The 18,684-nt window shown below is 66.0% G+C and carries 14 protein-coding genes; all 14 read left to right on the plus strand.

Features of this window, described 5'->3' with window-relative positions; genetic code table 11:
• The first annotated feature begins 305 nt into the window (after positions 1–305).
• Positions 306–1,343 (plus strand): type VI secretion system protein TssA, encoded by a 1,038-nt coding sequence (gene tssA, locus KSS90_RS24150; protein WP_217867564.1) that lies wholly within the window; start codon positions 306–308, stop codon positions 1,341–1,343.
• A gap of 72 nt (positions 1,344–1,415) precedes the next feature.
• Complete coding sequence (gene tssB / locus KSS90_RS24155; RefSeq protein WP_023632506.1) at positions 1,416–1,931, plus strand: type VI secretion system contractile sheath small subunit; 516 nt, start codon at positions 1,416–1,418, stop codon at positions 1,929–1,931.
• Between the two features lie 11 nt (positions 1,932–1,942).
• Entirely contained in the window at positions 1,943–3,436 is a 1,494-nt protein-coding gene (gene tssC, locus KSS90_RS24160) for a type VI secretion system contractile sheath large subunit (protein ID WP_046857484.1), read from the plus strand.
• Positions 3,437–3,545: 109 nt separating this feature from the next.
• A complete protein-coding gene (locus KSS90_RS24165; RefSeq protein WP_023632508.1) occupies positions 3,546–4,034 on the plus strand; it encodes an Hcp family type VI secretion system effector in 489 nt (162 codons plus the stop codon).
• A 75-nt stretch (positions 4,035–4,109) separates the two neighbouring features.
• A complete protein-coding gene (locus KSS90_RS24170; RefSeq protein WP_046857485.1) occupies positions 4,110–4,544 on the plus strand; it encodes a type VI secretion system amidase effector protein Tae4 in 435 nt (144 codons plus the stop codon).
• Positions 4,541–4,951: a hypothetical protein gene (locus tag KSS90_RS24175; protein ID WP_217867565.1), complete on the plus strand. Its 411-nt coding sequence runs from the start codon at positions 4,541–4,543 to the stop codon at positions 4,949–4,951. Before KSS90_RS24170 ends, KSS90_RS24175 begins: the two co-directional genes overlap by 4 nt.
• On the plus strand, positions 4,945–5,460 hold the full coding sequence (gene tssE, locus KSS90_RS24180; RefSeq protein ID WP_217867566.1) for a type VI secretion system baseplate subunit TssE: 516 nt from the start codon (positions 4,945–4,947) through the stop codon (positions 5,458–5,460). Before KSS90_RS24175 ends, tssE begins: the two co-directional genes overlap by 7 nt.
• Positions 5,457–7,319: a type VI secretion system baseplate subunit TssF gene (tssF, locus tag KSS90_RS24185; RefSeq protein ID WP_217867567.1), complete on the plus strand. Its 1,863-nt coding sequence runs from the start codon at positions 5,457–5,459 to the stop codon at positions 7,317–7,319. Before tssE ends, tssF begins: the two co-directional genes overlap by 4 nt.
• Entirely contained in the window at positions 7,283–8,332 is a 1,050-nt protein-coding gene (gene tssG / locus KSS90_RS24190; protein ID WP_217869851.1) for a type VI secretion system baseplate subunit TssG, read from the plus strand. Before tssF ends, tssG begins: the two co-directional genes overlap by 37 nt.
• A complete protein-coding gene (tssH, locus tag KSS90_RS24195; protein ID WP_217867568.1) occupies positions 8,325–11,000 on the plus strand; it encodes a type VI secretion system ATPase TssH in 2,676 nt (891 codons plus the stop codon). The genes tssG and tssH overlap by 8 nt, the downstream gene beginning before the upstream one ends.
• Positions 11,001–11,011: 11 nt before the next feature.
• On the plus strand, positions 11,012–12,949 hold the full coding sequence (locus KSS90_RS24200) for a type VI secretion system Vgr family protein (RefSeq protein ID WP_217867569.1): 1,938 nt from the start codon (positions 11,012–11,014) through the stop codon (positions 12,947–12,949).
• 12 nt (positions 12,950–12,961) lie between these two features.
• Positions 12,962–13,396 (plus strand): DcrB-related protein, encoded by a 435-nt coding sequence (locus tag KSS90_RS24205; protein WP_217867570.1) that lies wholly within the window; start codon positions 12,962–12,964, stop codon positions 13,394–13,396.
• A 9-nt stretch (positions 13,397–13,405) separates the two neighbouring features.
• Positions 13,406–17,812, plus strand: coding sequence for an RHS repeat-associated core domain-containing protein (locus KSS90_RS24210; RefSeq protein WP_217867571.1), 4,407 nt, complete (start codon positions 13,406–13,408; stop codon positions 17,810–17,812).
• 2 nt (positions 17,813–17,814) lie between these two features.
• Complete coding sequence (locus KSS90_RS24215; protein WP_217867572.1) at positions 17,815–18,600, plus strand: hypothetical protein; 786 nt, start codon at positions 17,815–17,817, stop codon at positions 18,598–18,600.
• Positions 18,601–18,684 lie beyond the last annotated feature (84 nt).

The raw sequence follows: 18,684 nt of genomic DNA on the forward strand, positions 1-18,684 counted from the left end.
CAAGGGCCAGACGCCAAAATACGCTTCCCGAAAGGTCGTATTAAACCCCATCGGCAAGGCACTTTGATGGCACCTGACCAATGGACGCCAAGGGTTGCCAACTGGTTCACAGTCGCCTTGCGCGGCGCATAGCTTACCTTGACAGCAATTTGGAAATAAACCATAAATGCGCAACTTAAGAGTGCCAAAGTGATATCACCGTGATATCAACTTCGCATTCTTTGACAAGTTTGTGCGCCAATTCACATTTGTAACTTGGCGCATACGAAGCCCTCGCCAAGGGCCGATATGGAGATCGATTTCTGGTGAACTCACCGCAGCTGCTCGCCGCTGTTTCCGCAGACTTCCCGTGCGGCGACGACCTCGAATACGATGCCGATTTCCTGCAACTGGAACGCGATGCCCAGGGCCGCCCCGAGCGCGTGATGGGCGATGCCGTGCAAGCAGCCGAACCGCCGCAGTGGCGCGCCATCGAACAGTCCTGCACCGACCTGCTGCAACGCAGCAAAGACCTGCGCATCACCCACTTCCTGGTCCAGGCCAACCTGGCCCTGCACGGCCTGCCGGGGCTGGCCGCCAGCCTCGAGTTGATCCGCGACCTGCTCGGCGAATACTGGCTGCACCTGCACCCGCAGCTGGATGCCGCCGACGACAACGACCCTACCGTACGCATCAACGCCCTGGCCGGCCTTACCTGCGACACCAACATCGGCCTGCTGCGCGACGCAGTGCTGGTGCGCTCCCGGGCGTTCGGCCCGGTGACCCTGCGCGCCGCCCTGCATGCCGCCGGTGTGCAGCACTTCGCCAGCGAACAGCTGAGCGCCGAGGAACTGGCCGCCGCCCTGCGCGATGCCGACCCCGAGCAGCTCGAACAGTGCCGCCAGGCGCTGCAACTGGCCCGCGACGCCCTTGACGTCATCGAGAGCCGGGTCAATGACCAGGTCGGCTCGTCCAGCGGCGTCGATCTGTCGGCGTTGCGCCAGCCGCTGCGTCAGGTCCAGCAGGTGCTGGCCGACTACAGCCCGGAAGGCGCAGCGCCGCCTTCGAGCAGCAGCGAAGAGCAACCCGCCAGCAGCAGCCATGACGACCGGCAACCCGTTGCCAGCGCCGCCGCACCCCGCCCGACGGCGCGGCCCGGCGAAGTGAACAGCCGCGACGACGTGCTGCAGAGCCTCGAACGCCTGCTCCAGTACTACGCCCGCCACGAGCCCTCGAGCCCGTTGCCGGTGCTGCTACGCCGGGCGAAGAACCTGGTCAACGCCGATTTCGCGACCATCGTCCGCGACCTGATCCCCGAGGGTCTGTCGCAATTCGAGAACCTGCGCGGCCCCGAAGGCGACTGACGCCTCGACACCGCATCAACACCGACGCCCGCAACAAGCAACGCCGCCGTACCGGCGACCAGGAGGAACAACGTGGCGAAAGACAGCTCCCAGAAGTTCATCGCGCGCAACCGTGCGCCGCGGGTGCAGATCGAATATGACGTCGAGCTGTACGGCGCCGAGAAGAAGGTCCAGCTGCCCTTTGTCATGGGCGTGCTCTCGGACCTCGCTGGCAAGCCCGCCGAGCCACTGCCGGCGGTGGCCGACCGCAAGTTCCTGGAGATCGACGTCGACAACTTCGACTCGCGCCTCAAGGCCATGAAGCCCCGCGTGGCGTTCAACGTGCCCAACGAGCTGACCGGTGAAGGCAACCTGAGCCTGGACATCACCTTCGAGAGCATGGACGACTTCAGCCCCGCCGCCGTGGCACGCAAGGTCGACGCCCTGAACCAGCTGCTCGAAGCCCGCACCCAGCTGGCCAACCTGCTGACCTACATGGACGGCAAGACCGGTGCCGAGGACATCATCCTCAAGGCCATCAAGGACCCGGCCCTGCTGCAGGCCCTGGCCAGCGCGCCGAAACCCGCCGACACCGAGCCGAAGGCCTGAGGAGACCGACCATGAACGATCCGTTGCGCGACAGCCAGGCCCCGCAGGCGGCCACCCAGGACCCGAGCGAGTTCGCCAGCCTCCTGCTGCAGGAGTTCAAGCCCAAGACCGAGCGGGCCAAGGAAGCCGTCGAGAGCGCCGTGCGCACCCTCGCCGAGCAGGCCCTGGCGCAGACCAGCCTGGTGTCCAACGATGCCATCGGCTCGATCGAGCAGATCATCGCCGCCATCGACGCCAAGCTCACCGCCCAGGTCAACCAGATCATCCACCACGATGACTTCCAGAAACTGGAAAGCGCCTGGCGTGGCCTGCACTACCTGGTCAACAACACCGAGAGCGACGAGCAGCTGAAGATCCGCGTGCTCAACATCTCGAAGAACGACCTGCACAAGACCCTGAAGAAGTTCAAGGGCACCGCCTGGGACCAGAGCCCGGTGTTCAAGAAGCTCTACGAAGAGGAGTACGGCCAGTTCGGCGGCGAGCCGTATGGCTGCCTGGTGGGCGACTACTACTTCGACCAGTCGCCGCCCGACGTCGAGCTGCTTGGCGAAGTGTCCAAGGTCTGCGCCTCGATGCACGCACCGTTCATCTCCGCCGCCTCGCCGACGGTCATGGGCATGGGCTCGTGGCAGGAGCTGAGCAACCCCCGCGACCTGACCAAGATCTTCACCACCCCGGAATACGCCGGCTGGCGCTCGCTGCGCGAATCGGAAGACTCGCGCTACATCGGCCTGACCATGCCGCGCTTCCTGGCGCGCCTGCCCTACGGCGCCAAGACCGACCCGGTGGAGGCCTTCGCCTTCGAGGAAGACACCGACGGCGCCGACAGCAGCAAGTACACCTGGGCCAACGCCGCCTACGCCATGGCGGTGAACATCAACCGCTCGTTCAAGCACTACGGCTGGTGCTCGCGCATCCGCGGCGTGGAGTCGGGCGGCGAAGTCGAAGGCCTGCCGGCACACACCTTCCCCACCGACGACGGTGGCGTGGACATGAAGTGCCCGACCGAGATCGCCATTTCCGACCGCCGCGAGGCGGAGCTGGCCAAGAACGGTTTCATGCCGCTGCTGCACAAGAAGAACACCGACTTCGCCGCCTTCATCGGCGCGCAGTCGCTGCAGAAACCGGCCGAGTACGACGACCCGGACGCCACCGCCAACGCCAACCTGGCCGCGCGCCTGCCGTACCTGTTCGCCACCTGCCGCTTCGCCCATTACCTGAAGTGCATCGTTCGCGACAAGATCGGCTCGTTCAAGGAAAAGGACGAGATGCAGCGCTGGCTGCAGGACTGGATCCTCAACTACGTCGACGGCGACCCGGCGCACTCCACCGAGACCACCAAGGCCCAGCACCCGCTGGCGGCCGCCGAAGTGGTGGTCGAGGAAGTCGAAGGCAACCCGGGTTACTACAACTCGCGCTTCTACCTGCGCCCGCACTACCAGCTCGAAGGGCTGACCGTGTCGCTGCGCCTGGTGTCGAAGCTGCCTTCGGCCAAAGGGGCCTGACAGCCCCGAGGGGCCGCGCCGCGGTCCCTGTGGGAGCGGGCTTGCCCGCGAAAGGGCCGCAATGCGGCCCCCATAGCATCGCCAACCGACCGGAAATCCCGAGGACATCATGGCTGTAGATATTTTCATCAAGATCGGCGACATCAAGGGCGAGTCCCACGACAAGGCCCACAAGGACGAAATCGACGTGCTCAACTGGAGCTGGGGCATGTCCCAGTCCGGCAACATGCACCTGGGCAGCGGTGGCGGTTCGGGCAAGGTCAACATCCAGGACCTGTCGATCACCAAGTACATCGACAAGTCCAGCCCCAACCTGATGGCCCACTGCTCCAGCGGCAAGCACATCGACAAGGTCAAGCTGACCGTGCGCAAGGCCGGTGGTGAAAGCCAGGTCGAGTACCTGATCATCAACCTCGAAGAGGTGATCATCAGCTCGCTGAGCACCGGCGGTTCGGGCAGCGACGACCGCCTGACCGAGAACGTGACCCTGAACTTCGCCAAGGTCACCGTCGACTACCAGCCGCAGAAAGCCGACGGCACCAAGGAAGGCGGCCCGATCAAGTACGGCTGGAACATCCGCTCGAACGTCAAGATCTGATCGACCGCGCCCGTGCCGCGCCTGGGCGCGGCGCGGGCGCACCTCCCCACGCGTCACCCGCTCACGGTGAACATCATGGCCAAGCCTTCTTTCATCAACCTGTGGAATGCCTACCCCAGCGTGTCCTCGCCCTGCGACGGCCCGTGGGACAACCAGTGCGCCATCCGCATGAGCATCGCGCTCAACGGCGAGATGAGCCTCAAGGTCAACAAATCGACCTATACCGAACCCAAGTGCGCCCACGAGCATGCCCGTGGCGCCGAATCCCTGGCCAACTGGCTGGAGACACGATTGTTCTACCCGCTGAAGATTGCCGGTACCGCCCAGGCCCGCGAAGCGCTCAAGGCCAAGACCGGGATCATCTTCTACAGGGACTGCTTCGCCCGCAACGGGCAGAGCCAGGAGAACCGCACGGGCGACCATATCGACCTGTGGAACCGCGGCCTGACCAAGGGCTTCTCCGACCACAACTACCAGTCCAAGCAGGTCTGGTTCTGGGAGCTCACATGACCCGCGCTGCCCTGGCCGGCGCCCTGCTGCTGGCCCTGAGCGCCTGCGCCGACGCCGAACTGCTGAACCAGGCGAACCTGGGCGGGCAGGCCGTGAAGCTGAGCGAGAACGCCGGCCAGTGTGTGCTCGATCGCGGCGAACAGCGTTTGGCGCTGGACATGCAATGGCCCTGCGGCCTGAGCCCGGACCGCGCCGGCAAGGCCCGGGTCGAGCAGTTCAATGGCACGCCGATCGTGCTGGTGACCCATGTGCAGCCGCACCCGACGCTCAAGGGCGAATGCCTGAAGACCTCGCGCGCCGTGCGCCTGACCCAGGCCGGCCTGGAGGCCTCAACCCCGGCGCCGAGCGCCTCGTGCGACACCGGCTTCGAAGACCAGAAAATGTTCACAGGGATGTTCCAGTGGTAGCCGAAATCGCCACCCGCGACCGCCTGCAGCCTTCGCTGCTGGATCGCCTGACCGACGATGACCCGGGCAACCCACAGGAAGCCCCAGACAAGCGCGTGCTCAGCCTGCAGCAGCTCAAGGCCTCGGTACTGCGCGATTTGGCCTGGCTGCTCAACACCACGTCGCTGCTCGACGCCAGCGCCACGCTGAACTCCCCGGCCGGCGCCTCGGTGATCAACTATGGCCTGCCGGCACTGGCCGGCAACAGCGCGTCGAACATCGACCTCAACGCACTCGAACGCATCATCCACCAGGCCATCGCCACCTATGAGCCGCGCATCCTCGCCCATACCCTGAAAGTACGCGCCCAGGCCGCACCCGGCGAGATGAATGCCAACGCCCTGAGCTTCGAGATCGAAGGCGACCTTTGGGCCCAGCCGGCGGCCCTGCCGCTGCTACTGCAGACCGACGTCGACCTGGAATCCGGGCACGTGCGCGTGGCCCCTGCCGACCGCCGGAGGCGCGCATGAACCCGCGCCTGCTCGAGCTGTACAACCAGGAACTGCAGCACATCCGCGAGGGTGCCGCCGAGTTCGCCAAGGAATACCCGAAGATCGCCGGGCGCCTGACGCTGTCCGGGATCGAGTGCGCCGACCCTTACGTCGAGCGCCTGCTCGAAGGCTTCGCCTACCTCACCGCGCGGGTGCAACTCAAGCTCGACGCCGAGTACCCGACCTTCACCCACAACCTGCTGGAAATCGCCTACCCGCACTACCTGGCGCCGACGCCGTCGATGACCGTGGTGCAACTGCAGACCGATCCCGACGAAGGCTCGCTGGCCGCCGGATTCCAGCTACCCCGTGACAGCGTCCTGCGCGCCAATCTCGGGCGCAACTCGCAGACGCCCTGCGAATTTCGCAGCACCCAGGACGTCACCCTGTGGCCGTTGCAGGTGGCCCGGGCCGAGTACTTCGGCAACCCCGGCGCCGTGCTCGGCCGCCTGGCCGCCAGCGAACCGAAAGCCCGCGCCGGGCTGCGCCTGACCCTGCGCAGCGGCGCCGAGATTCCGTTCTCCAGCCTGCCGCTGACGCACTTGCCGCTGTACCTCAACGGTGCCGACGAAACCCCGTTCCGCCTGTACGAACAACTGTTGGGCAGCGCCTGCGCGGTGTTCGTGCGCCAGCCGGGCGCCGACTGGGTCGAACGCATCCCGCTCGAGGAGGCCTTGCTGCCCTGTGGCTTCGATGACCGCGAAGCGGCGTTGCCGGTGGTGCCGCAGGCCTTCCAGGGCTATCGCCTGCTGCAGGAGTACTTCGCCCTGCCCCAGCGCTACCTGTTCGTCGACTTCGCCGGGCTGGAGCGCGCGGTCAAGCGCTGCGACGGCCAGGAGCTGGAGCTGCTGGTACTGTTCGAGCGCATCGACGCCGCGCTGGAAAGCAGCGTAGGGGCCGCGCAGTTCGTGCCGTTCTGCACCCCGGCGATCAACCTGTTCCCACGCCGGGTGGATCGCCTCCACCTGACCGACCGGGTCCACGAGCACCACGTGATCGCCGACCGTACCCGGCCCACCGATTTCGAGATCCACTCGCTGCAGCGCGTCACCGGCCACGGTACCGGGCCGGACCAGGAATTCCTGCCGTTCTACGCGGTGCGCGACCCGTCGCGCTATGGCCGTGACCAGGCGTACTACCTGGTGCGCCGCGAACCGCGCGTGCTCTCCAGCGAGCAGCGGCGCAACGGTACGCGCTCCAGCTACATGGGCAGCGAGACCTTCGTCAGCCTGGTCGATGGCAACCAGGCGCCGTACCGCCATGACCTGCGCCAGCTGGGCATCAGCGCGCTGTGCAGCAACCGCGACCTGCCGCTGTTCATGAATGTCGGCGACGGGCGCAGCGACTTCAGCCTGGCCGACAGCGCGCCGGTATCCGCCGTGCGCTGCCTGGCCGGCCCCAGCCGACCGAAGGCCAGCCACGCTCACGACAACCGGGCCTGGCGCCTGATCAGCCAGTTGTCGCTGAACTACCTGTCGCTGGCCGAGCAAGGCCAGGGCGCAGCCGCCCTGCGCGAGCTGCTGCGCCTGTACGGCGACCAGCAGGACAGCGCCCTGCAGCTGCAGATCGATGGCCTGCGCGAAGTCAGCTGCAAACCCTGCACGCGGCGCCTGCCGATGCCCGGGCCGATCGTCTTCGGCCGTGGCCTGGAGATCACCCTGACGTTCGACGAGAACGCCTTCCGCGGCACTGGCGTGTTCCTGCTGGGCGCGGTGTTCGAGCGCTTCCTGACCCGCTACGTGTCGATCAACAGCTTCACCGAAACCGTGCTGCGCACCAGCGAACGTGGCGAGATCATGCGCTGGAAAGCCAAGCCCGGGCGCAGGCCGAACCTGTGAACACGCTACAGGCCATGCAGGCCGAGCCCTGGGAATACGACTTCTTCCAGGCGCTGCGCCGTCTCGAGGCGGAGAACCCCGAGCTGCCCCGCTTCGGCCACTCGCTGCGCCTGGCCGACGAACCGGTGCGCCTGGGCCAGCGCCTGGACTGCGGCTTCGCCCCGGCGACGCTGGCCTCGGTCACGGCCAACGACGACCAGCCGGCGCGCCTGGAGCAGTTCTTCTTCGGCCTCGGCGGCCCCAACGGCCCTCTGCCGTTGCACCTGACCGAGTACATGCGCGAGCGCCAGCGCAACCACACCGACCCGACCAGCAAACGCTTCCTCGATGTCTTCCACCATCGCCTGCTGAGCCTGTTCTATCGCGCCTGGGCCGAAGCCCGGCCCACCGTCAGCCATGACCGCCCGGGCGACGATTACTGGGCCGCACGCCTGGCCGCCCTCAGCGGCCGCGGTCAACCGGAGCTGCAAGGCCAGGGGCCGCTGGCCGATACCGCCAAGCTGCACTGGTCCGGCCACCTGGCGGCGCAGACCCGCTACCCGGATGGCCTGTGCAGCATCCTGGCCAGCTACTTCGGCGTGCCGGTGAAGCTCGAGGAATACGTCGGCCAGTGGCTGGAACTGCCTGAGCGCAGCCAGCTCGGCGTGCGCGCCAACCGCCTGGGCGTCGACCTGTGCCTGGGCCGCTACGTCTGGGACCGCCAGCACAAGTTCCGCCTTTGCCTGGGCCCGCTGACCCTCGACCAGTACCACGCCCTGCTCCCCGGCGGGCAGGCGTTCGTCGAACTGGCCGCGTGGGTCGCCGAGTACCTGGGCCAGGAACTGGACTGGGACCTCAACCTCATCCTCGCGCAGGGCCAGGTGCCCGCGCTGCAACTCAATGCCGGCCAACGCCTGGGGTTCGATACCTGGCTCGGCCGGCCGTCGCACGATGCCAACGACCTGAAGCTTGCCCGGTACTACGCCGAGCGGCCGGTCAACGCCCCGCCAACAAGGAGTCAGGACCATGGGTGAAATCAGCCGCGCCGCGCTGTTCGGCAAACTCAACAGCGTCGCCTACAAGGCCATCGAGGCCGCCACGGTGTTCTGCAAGCTGCGGGGCAACCCCTATGTCGAGCTGGCGCACTGGTTGCACCAGCTGCTGCAGCTGCAGGACAGCGACCTGCACCGCATCATCCGCCAGTTCAACGTCGAGCCGGCACGCCTGGCCCGCGACCTGACCGACGCTTTGGACCGCCTGCCGCGAGGCTCGACGTCGATCACCGACCTGTCCTCCCAGGTCGAGGAAGCCGTCGAGCGCGGCTGGGTGTACGGCAGCCTGATGTTCGGCGAAAGCCAGGTGCGCACCGGCTACCTGCTGGTCGGCATCCTCAAGACCCCGAGCCTGCGCAACGCCCTGCTGGGGCTGTCCAGCGAATTCGCCAAGCTGAAGGTCGAGGCCCTGAGCGAGCGCTTCGACGAGTACGTCGGCGACTCGCCGGAAAACAACCTGGCTGCCAGCGACGGCTTCAGCGCCGCCGCCCCGGGCGAAGCCAGCGGCGCGGTGGCGCCGGCGGCGATGGGCAAGCAGGAGGCGCTCAAGCGCTTCACCGTCGACCTCACCGAACAGGCGCGCAGCGGCAAGCTCGACCCCATCGTTGGCCGTGACGAGGAGATCCGCCAACTGGTGGACATCCTCATGCGCCGCCGCCAGAACAACCCGATCCTCACCGGCGAGGCCGGCGTCGGCAAGACCGCCGTGGTCGAAGGCTTCGCCCTGCGCATCGTCGCCGGCGACGTGCCGCCGGCCCTGAAAGACGTCGAACTGCGCAGCCTGGACGTCGGCCTGCTGCAGGCCGGCGCCAGCATGAAAGGCGAGTTCGAGCAGCGCCTGCGCCAGGTCATCGAAGACGTGCAGGCCTCGCCCAAGCCGATCATCCTGTTCATCGACGAAGCCCACACCCTGGTCGGCGCCGGCGGCGCGGCCGGCACGGGCGATGCCGCCAACCTGCTCAAACCGGCCCTTGCCCGTGGCAGCCTGCGCACCGTGGCGGCGACCACCTGGGCCGAGTACAAGAAGCATATCGAGAAGGACCCGGCGCTGACCCGCCGCTTCCAGGTGGTTCAGGTGGACGAGCCGAGCGAAGCCAAGGCACTGCTGATGATGCGCGGCGTGGCCTCGACCATGGAGAAGCACCACCAGGTGCAGATCCTCGACGAAGCGCTGGAAGCCGCCGTGAAGCTGTCGCACCGCTACATTCCGGCGCGCCAACTGCCCGACAAATCGGTGAGCCTGCTCGACACCGCCTGCGCCCGCGTGGCCATCAGCCTGCACGCGGTGCCGGCCGAGGTAGACGACAGCCGCCGACGCATCGAAGCGCTGGAGGTGGAACTGCAGATCATCGCCCGCGAAGCCGCCATCGGTGTGAACACCGGACAACGTCAGACCCAGGCCGACAGCCTGCTGGCCGAGGAGCGCGAGCGCCTGGCCGCCCTGGAAAGCCGTTGGGCCGAGGAGAAAGCCCTGGTCGACGAGCTGCTGGCCACTCGCGCGCAACTGCGTGAACAGGTCGGCGTGGTTGACCAGGAAGTGGACGTGCAGGGCAGCCATGAACTGCGCGAAAAACTCATCGACCTGCAGCAGCGCCTGAGCCAGCTGCAAGGCGAGAGCCCGCTGATCCTGCCGACCGTGGATTACCAGGCGGTGGCCTCGGTGGTCGCCGACTGGACCGGTATCCCGGTGGGGCGCATGGCGCGCAACGAGATCGAGACCGTGCTCAACCTCGACTCGCACCTGGCCAAGCGCATCATCGGCCAGGATCACGCGCTGAAGATGATCGCCAAGCGTATCCAGACCTCCCGCGCAGGCCTCGACAACCCGAACAAGCCGATCGGTGTGTTCATGCTCGCCGGCACCTCCGGCGTGGGCAAGACCGAAACCGCCCTGGCCCTGGCCGAGGCCATGTACGGCGGTGAACAGAACCTGATCACCATCAACATGAGCGAATTCCAGGAAGCCCATACCGTCTCGACCCTCAAGGGCGCGCCACCCGGCTACGTCGGCTACGGCGAAGGCGGCGTGCTGACCGAGGCCGTGCGCCGTCGTCCGTACAGCGTGGTGTTGCTGGACGAGGTGGAAAAAGCCCACCCCGACGTACACGAGATTTTCTTCCAGGTGTTCGACAAGGGTGTGATGGAAGACGGCGAAGGCCGCCAGATCGACTTCCGCAATACCCTGATCCTGCTCACCACCAACGCCGGCACCGAGCTGATCGCCAACACCTGCAAGGACCCGCAGGCCCTGCCCGACCCCGAGGCCGTGGCCACCTCGCTGCGCAAGCCGCTGCTGGAGATCTTCCCGCCGGCGCTGCTTGGCCGCCTGGTGACCATCCCCTACTACCCGCTCAGCGACACCATGCTCAAGGCCATCACCCGCCTGCAGCTGGAGCGCATTCGCAAGCGTGTGGAAGGTACCCACAAGGTCGGCTTCGCCTACGACGACGAGGTGGTCGAGCTGATCGTCTCGCGCTGCACCGAGACCGAAAGCGGTGGCCGCATGATCGACGCCATCCTCACCAACGGCCTGCTGCCGGACATGAGCCGCGAGTTCCTCACCCGCCTGCTCGAGGGCAAGCCGTTGGCCAGCGTCAGCATCAGCCGCCGCGACAACGACTTGCACTATGACTTCGGCGCCGCCGACTGACAGGACCGACCATGCTGTTCAAGCAGTTCACGCGCCTGGCGCAAATCAACAGCCCCCTGGGGCCGGACAAGCTGATCCTCGCCGAGATGGGCGGCAGCGAGGAGCTTGGCCGCCTGTTCGACTATGAGCTGCAGCTGACCAGCGACGACCCGGCCATCGACCTCAACCAACTGCTGGGCAAGCCGATGAGCCTGAGCGTGCAGCAGAACGTCGGCAGCTCGCGGCACTTCCACGGCATCGTCGCCCGCTGCAGCCAGTCGGTGGACCAGGGTCAGTTCGCCAGCTACCGCGTCACCCTGCGCCCCTGGTTGTGGTTGCTGACGCGCACCAGCGACTGCCGGATCTTCCAGCACCTGAGCGCGCCGCAGATCATCAAGCAGGTGTTCCGCGACCTGGGCTTCTCGGATTTCGAGGATCTGCTCAGCCGCAGCTACCGCGAGCGCGAGTACTGCGTACAGTACCGCGAGACCAGCTTCGACTTCGTCAGCCGGCTGATGGAGGAGGAAGGCATCTACTACTTCTTCCGCCACGAGCAGGAGCGCCACGTGCTGGTGCTGGCCGACGCCTATGGTGCGCACCAGAAGGCGCCGGGCTACGAGACCGTGCCCTACTACCCGCCCGACGGCCAGCACCATGAGCGCGACCATATCAACGACTGGCACCTGGCCCAGGAGGTCCAGCCGGGCTCGCTGGAACTCAACGACTACGACTTCCAGCGTCCCAGCGCGCGCATCGACGTGCGCTCGGCCATGCCGCGCCCGCACCAGGCCGGCGACTACCCGCTGTACGACTACCCCGGTGCCTACGAGCAGACCCAGGACGGCGAGCACTACGCTCGCACCCGCCTGGAGTCGCTGCAGAGCCTGCACGAGCGTGTCGAGCTGCGTGGCAACGCCCGGGGCCTGGGCAGCGGCCACTTGTTCAGCCTGAGTAACTTCAGCCGCCAGGACCAGAACCGCGAGTACCTTATCGTCGCCGCCCGCTACTACGTACACCAGGAGCGCCTGGAAAGCGGTGGCGGCAGTGGCGCGGCGCAGTTCGAGAGCAATCTCAGCTGCATCGACGCGCAGCAGAACTACCGCCCGGTGGGCAGCACCCTGCGACCGATCGTCAAGGGGCCGCAGACCGCCGTGGTGGTCGGCCCATCCGGCGAGGAGATCTGGACCGACCAGTACGGTCGGGTGAAAGTACACTTCCACTGGGATCGCCACGACCAGTCCAACGAGAACAGCTCGTGCTGGATCCGCGTGTCCCAGGCCACGGCCGGCAAGAACTGGGGCTCGATCCAGGTGCCGCGGATCGGCCAGGAGGTGATCGTCAGCTTCCTCGAAGGCGACCCCGACCGGCCAATCATCACCGGGCGGGTGTACAACGCCGAACAGACGGTGCCCTACGACCTGCCCGGCGGCGCCACCCAGAGCGGCATGAAGAGCCGTTCGAGCAAGGGCGGCAGCCCGGCCAACTTCAATGAAATCCGCATGGAGGACAAGAAGGGCGCCGAGCAGCTGTACATGCATGCCGAACGCAACATGGACACCGTGGTCGAGCAGAACGAGACGCTGTCGGTGGGCGTCAACCGTACCCAGACCGTCGGCATGCTCGAAACCATCACCATCGGCCAGGACCGCATCCGCGCCGTGCGCCGCGACGACATGCTGCTGGTCGGCGCCAGCAAGACCGACAGCGTCAGCACCAGCTACCTGATCGAAGTAGGCGACAACCTGCGCCTGGTCTGCGGCAAGAGCGTGATCGAGCTCAACGCCAGCGGGCAGATCAACATCAGCTGCGAGCAGTTCAGCTTCCACGCCAACGCCGACGCCGAGATCAACACCGGCGGCACCCTTGACCTGAACGTGGGCAGCGGCGCGCAGACCGACCCGAAGAATCAGGGCGTGAAAACGACCATCGACGGCGCGGTGAAGGCCCTCTTCCCCGGCGCCGGCAAGTAACGAGACCGAACCATGAGCTACCGCCTCAACGAATTCCGCTTCGCCCTGCCCGATGCGCAGGTACGCGACACCAGCATCAACATCCTGCGCTTCGAGGCCCTGGGCACCTCGCTGATCGTCAGCCGCAGCCTGCTCGAAGAGGGCGAGACCCTGCAGAGCAACTTCGACGGCCAGTTGCAGCGCCTGCAGCAACAGGTCAAGGACCTGCAGTTCCAGCCGGCCCGCGCCACCCAGGTAGGCGCGGCCCAGCCGATCGAGGCAATCGAGCTGAGCAGCCAGTTCAGCAAGGGCCAGGAGAAGGTCTACCAGTACCAGCTGGCGCTGGTGCTGCCGGGTACGCGCAAGATGTTCGCCCTGAGCTACGTCAAGCCCACCCCGCTGGGCGAAGCCGAGGCGGCGCACTGGGCGGCGCTCAAGCAGTCCCTCGACTTCGACAACCTGGGCTGACCCCGCACCATGTCCGACGCACTCTGGGCCGCCCGCGAGGGCGATGCGCTGCTGCACACCTCGGTGATGGCCGACATCATCGGCGGCGTGCTGGAAGTCGCCGCCAACGTCGCCATCGGCGCCCTGGCCACCGCCGCGGTGGCCGCGGCACTGGGCATTACCGTGGTCACCGGCGGCCTGGGCTGCTTCGTGCTTGGCGCGGTAGTCGGCCTGGTGGTTGGCGTGGTGATGGCCAAGACCGGCGCCGACACCGGGCTCAGTCGATTATGCGAGGGCATCGGCAACGCCCTGTTCCCGCCGACCGTGCAAGCCACCATCGCCAGTGGCTCGCCAAACACCAAGACCAACGGCAAGCGCGCCGCGCGCGCGGCCGGCGTGGTCACCGCGCCCTCGGCCCCGGCCAGTGGCGAGGGCGGCGGCGCGCAGGCCGAGGAACAGGAAGAGACCTTCCTCGACATGGCCAAGGGCTTCTTCTCGCAGATGTGGCGGCCAACCGTCGCCAGCCCCGCACCCAACACCCAGGAAGCCCCCGACGACAAGGTGCTGTGTACCAAGCACCCACCGATGCCGCCGCAGTACCTGGCCGAGGGCTCGAGCAAGGTGCTGATCAACGGCCACCCGGCCTGCCGCAGCGGCGATCGCAGCACCTGCGAGGCGGTGATCGTCGATGGCGGGCTGGTGTCGGACAACGTGCGCATCGGCGGCGAGCCGATCGTGGTACGCGAGATCCGCAGCGGCAAGACGCCGGGGATCGGCCTAGCGATCACGGCGCTGATGATGTTGCGCGGGCGCGGGGGCAAGTTCTACAGCAAGTTTGGCTGCATGCTGGTGGGGGGCGTGGTCAGCTTTGCCAGCAGCCAAGTGACCGCAGCCCTGACCTCGGCCATCGTTGGCTCACCCAACCCGGTCCACGTCCCCACCGGCGCCAAGATCCTGAGCGATGAGCACGATCTCGACTTCACGCTGCAGGCCATGATCCCGCTGGATTGGCAGCGCTACTACAACAGTCGCGACGAACGTCGCGAGGGACTGTTCGGCGCCAGCTGGAGTGTCCCCTACGAAGTGTCCGTGAGGGTCGAGCACGACCGCCTGCTGTATACCGACGAGCAGGCCCGCGTCATCGACATGGGCATGATCGCCCTCGGCGACGCGGTCTTCAGCGCCGGTGAAGGCATGAGCGTGAGACGCGCCCTCGATGGCGAACTGCTGATCGAGGACATCAGCAGCGGCCTCTATCGATTGTTCGAGCCCAGTGCGCAGGACGCCAACCAACTGCGCCTGGCGAAACTCGGGGATCGCAACGACAACCGCATCCACCTGGACTACGACGATCTCGGGCGCCTGACGTGGCTGCGCGACACCTTTGACCGCGTACGGATCAAGCTGCATTACAGCGCTGCCTGGCCAGGCCGGGTCAGCCACATCGAGCGGGTCTTCGCCGATGGCGACACGGAGACGCTCGCCAGCTATCGCTACGATACGGCGGGGGATCTGGCCGAGGTTTACGATGCCCTGGGGCAATTGCAGCGTCGATTCCAGTATGACCAAGGTCGGCGCATGATCGAGCATCAAACGGCCAATGGCCTGCTTTGCCATTACCAGTGGCAGAAGCTGGACGACTGGCGGGTGATCCGCCACTGGACCAATGCCGGCGACGAGTATCACTTCGAATACGACATCGAGGCTGGCATCACCTGCGTCACCGACCCGCTGCTGCGCACCAGCGTGCGGCGTTGGAACCCGCAGTACCAGGTGATCGAGTCGAGCAATGCGCTGGGCCAGACCTGGCGCTTCCACTGGAACGATGAACGCCAGCTGCTGGCGGCCACCGATCCTGAAGGCGGTGAGTGGCGCTTCAGCTACGACGAGTCCGGCAACCTGTGCGAAACCATCGATCCGTTAGGGCGCAGTGAGTCGACCCAGTGGCTCGAGCATTGGGCGCTGCCCCGCAGCGAAACCAATGCCGCCGGGGCGACCTGGACCTATCGCTACGACCCGCACGGCAACTGTATTCGCGCAACCGATCCCTTGGGCGAGGTGACGCGCTACCGCCATGACGAACAGGGCCTGCTCCTGGAAACCATCGATGCGACGGGCAAGCACCAACGCCAGCGCTGGAGCGAGCAGGGTCTGCTGATCGAGCAGGTGGACTGCTCAGGCTACGCCACACGCTTGCGCTACGACCGGCGCGGCCATTTGCAGAGCCTGACCAATGCCCTTGGCCAGACCAGCCATTTCCAACACGACGCCCTGGGGCGCAGGGTACGCCAGGAGCTGGCGGACGGGCGCGCGGTCCAGTACCGGTACACGGCCTCGGGCCTGCTCGAATGTTTCATCGACCCGCTCGGCAACACCGAGCATTTCCGCTACGACCTCAATGGCCAGCTCATCGAACAGCGGGACAACCTTGGCCGCCCGATACTGTTCAGCTACGACCGCTGCACACGGCTGGTGGCACTGACCAACAGCAACGGTGAGTCCTATCGTTTCACCTGGGACGAGGCGAACCGCCTGGCCATGCACGAGAACCTCGACGGCAGCCGCAAGGCCTACCGCTACGATGGACTGGGCCAGATCATCGCCATGGACTTCATCCCAGTGCCTGGCGCCGCCGAAGCGCCGATCCATCAGCGCCTTCGGCGTGACGCCGCCGGCAGGCTGGTTGCGCTGCACACCGAGGACGACAGTACCACCTACCGCCTCGATCCGATGGACCGATTGCTGGAGGTGATCTGCGAGGATCGTCTGGGCAATGTGCAACGCGTCGCGTTCGAACATGACGCCTGCGGACGCCGCACCGCCGAAAGCAACAGCGCCGGAAGGCTGGAGCACGTCTACGATGCGCTGGACAATCGCCTGCGCACACGGCTGCCCGATGGCCGTCAGCTGAACCGCCTGGTTTATGGCTCGGGACACCTCCATCAGATCAATCTCGATGGGCAGGTGCTCTGCGATTTCGAACGTGACCGCCTGCACCGCGAGGTCTCGCGAACCCAGGGACGGCTGCTGACGCGAAGCCAGTATGATCTCAGTGGCCGGCCGAGTGCTCGTCTGCGCAGGGACACCGAGCACAACGAGCGTCTGCCGGCGCCCTGGCAACAGCGCTTCGACTTCGATGATCGCGACAATCTGGTGCGCTACCTGCGCCAGCAAGCCGATCATCAATATCAGTCGCTGATGCACTACGATGCGACGGACCGCCTGCTCGCCAACCAGGGACCGCTGCCAGGGCAAAACGAACAGTACCGCTACGACGCCGCGGCTAACCGTGTGCCCAACGCCGGCCAAGTCGCCCGCCATGACCAGTTGCTACACCTGGAAGATCGCCACTACCGCTATGACGGTTTCGGACGTCTTTCGGAAAAGCGCAGCACGCTGTATGGCGAGCAGCATATGAGCTACGACCAGCATCATCGCCTCGTTCAGGTGCGCTCTGTGCGAGGTGGGCGCGAACGCATCGTCAAGTTGCACTACGATCCGCTCGGGCGCCGCATCGGCAAGACCGAGCACGACGATCAGGGCAATCTGCTGGGCAGCACCGACTTTGGCTGGGACGGGCTCAAACTGCTGCAAGAGCGCTGCAACGGCCATCTCACCCTGTATGTCCATGAACCGGGCTACAGAGTCCTGGCACGAGTCGACGGGCAAGGCGCGCATCAACGCACGCTCCACTACCACAACGCCCTCAACGGCCTGCCCGAGCAACTGACCGACAGTGACGGCACGCTGGCCTGGGAGGGCGAGTGCTCCGCCTGGGGCATGACGTTGCGCGAGTGGCGGGCCGACGACTTCATCGAACAGCAGAACCTGCGGTTCCAGGGTCAGTACCTGGACCGTGAGACAGGCCTGCACTACAACCTGTTCCGCTACTATGACCCACAGAGCGGCCGCTTCACCCAACCTGACCCGATTGGCCTGGAGGGCGGCATCAACCTGTACCGCTACGCGCCGAACCCGATCGGTGGGATCGATCCGCACGGGTTGGACTGGAGTTACTTCCTCTCCGACGAGAAGGGCAACCCGTACTACAACGGGCGGGCTTCGGACAACGACACCCTCGAAGGCGTGGTGCGACGGCACATGCAAACCGAGGGCGCGGATGGTCCGAGGCTCAAGGAGGGTGACCGCATCAACCGTGTCACCCCGATAGGTACCGACTACGACACCATACGTGGCATCGAGGACGCTGGTATCCGCGAGCGGGATGTGCTCGGCAGGAAAAATCCGAACGTGCGCGGCAACAAGATCTACGGTATCTCCGACGCCAAGGCGAAGAAGGAACTGGGCATCGAGCGGATATCGCGCGCCAACGAGTTCCTCAAGGCAAACGGCGTCAGCAAAGTCACGCAACTGCCCGTGCTCGACAGCCGCGGCGCCCTGCCACCGAAGGCCAACAAAAGCTCCTGCGGGAAATGAACATGACTGTAAACCCGGAACATCTGTGCAAGATCCTCAAGGCGCAGCCTCCAACCGAACCGCCAAGCCCGGCGCTGTTGGCGACAGGGCTGGCGACCAGAACGTGCAGGATGAGCCATGACCAGGTGCTTGCCTGGCTACTCAAGGAGCGGGCGCTGGTGGCCAAGGATGCGTTGGTAGCCAACTTTCTCACTGGCGTCGAACGCAACCAGGCCTACCTGCGCGCAGCCCTCTCGGCCTTTGCCTGCGCCACGCACCTGCAGCAACACTCCTTCACGGCACAGGATCAGCTGACTTGCCAGATCTGCAGTTTCTTCAAGGAACGCGACATCAACTTCATCGCGCTTAACAGGGTACGCTTCCTGGTCGGGGCGGCGCTGTCGGGCAGTATCGCGAACATCGCGTTCTTGCTGCAGGAGCATAATGCTGGGCCGAAAGAGCAACCGGGCAGCCTCGACCTCATGCGCTCGATCCTGGAGCTGATCCGTGATGTGCCCCCGGCTACCAAACCCAAGGACCTGCTGAAGCTGCTGCGCAAACTGCCCGGCATCAAGATGAGCGAAGAAGAAGGACGGGGCTTCCTCGACCTGCTTGGGCACTGCGGGATACTGCAGACGCCGGAGCATCCCGGCCTGCTCTACCGCTATATCAATTTCGGCCTGGCGCCACGCAGCGCACGCTCGTCGGACTGGAGCTACCCGGTGGACTTCTGGCGCGGTGAGCATGGGCTCAATGAGGATGCCCTGAACTACTGGTTCGCTGACTATCCCGCGCTGCTCAAGGCGTAGAGCGTGACAGCCTGACGCCACAGGCGAAGGGGAGATCGCGGTGGCGGGTGTGGTACGCCGAAAAGAAACAGCCCCGGCATAGGC

Source organism: Pseudomonas maumuensis (assembly GCF_019139675.1).
Taxonomy (GTDB): domain Bacteria; phylum Pseudomonadota; class Gammaproteobacteria; order Pseudomonadales; family Pseudomonadaceae; genus Aquipseudomonas; species Aquipseudomonas maumuensis.

What these genes read in the sequence shown, in the direction of transcription:
- tssC (WP_046857484.1), top strand. Translation starts at nt 1,943, where the DNA reads ATGAACGATCCGTTGCGCGACAGCCAGGCCCCGCAGGCGGCCACCCAG.
- KSS90_RS24200 (WP_217867569.1), top strand. Translation starts at nt 11,012, where the DNA reads ATGCTGTTCAAGCAGTTCACGCGCCTGGCGCAAATCAACAGCCCCCTG.
- KSS90_RS24210 (WP_217867571.1), top strand. Translation starts at nt 13,406, where the DNA reads ATGTCCGACGCACTCTGGGCCGCCCGCGAGGGCGATGCGCTGCTGCAC.
- tssH (WP_217867568.1), top strand. Translation starts at nt 8,325, where the DNA reads ATGGGTGAAATCAGCCGCGCCGCGCTGTTCGGCAAACTCAACAGCGTC.
- KSS90_RS24215 (WP_217867572.1), top strand. Translation starts at nt 17,815, where the DNA reads ATGACTGTAAACCCGGAACATCTGTGCAAGATCCTCAAGGCGCAGCCT.
- tssF (WP_217867567.1), top strand. Translation starts at nt 5,457, where the DNA reads ATGAACCCGCGCCTGCTCGAGCTGTACAACCAGGAACTGCAGCACATC.
- KSS90_RS24175 (WP_217867565.1), top strand. Translation starts at nt 4,541, where the DNA reads ATGACCCGCGCTGCCCTGGCCGGCGCCCTGCTGCTGGCCCTGAGCGCC.
- KSS90_RS24205 (WP_217867570.1), top strand. Translation starts at nt 12,962, where the DNA reads ATGAGCTACCGCCTCAACGAATTCCGCTTCGCCCTGCCCGATGCGCAG.
- KSS90_RS24165 (WP_023632508.1), top strand. Translation starts at nt 3,546, where the DNA reads ATGGCTGTAGATATTTTCATCAAGATCGGCGACATCAAGGGCGAGTCC.
- KSS90_RS24170 (WP_046857485.1), top strand. Translation starts at nt 4,110, where the DNA reads ATGGCCAAGCCTTCTTTCATCAACCTGTGGAATGCCTACCCCAGCGTG.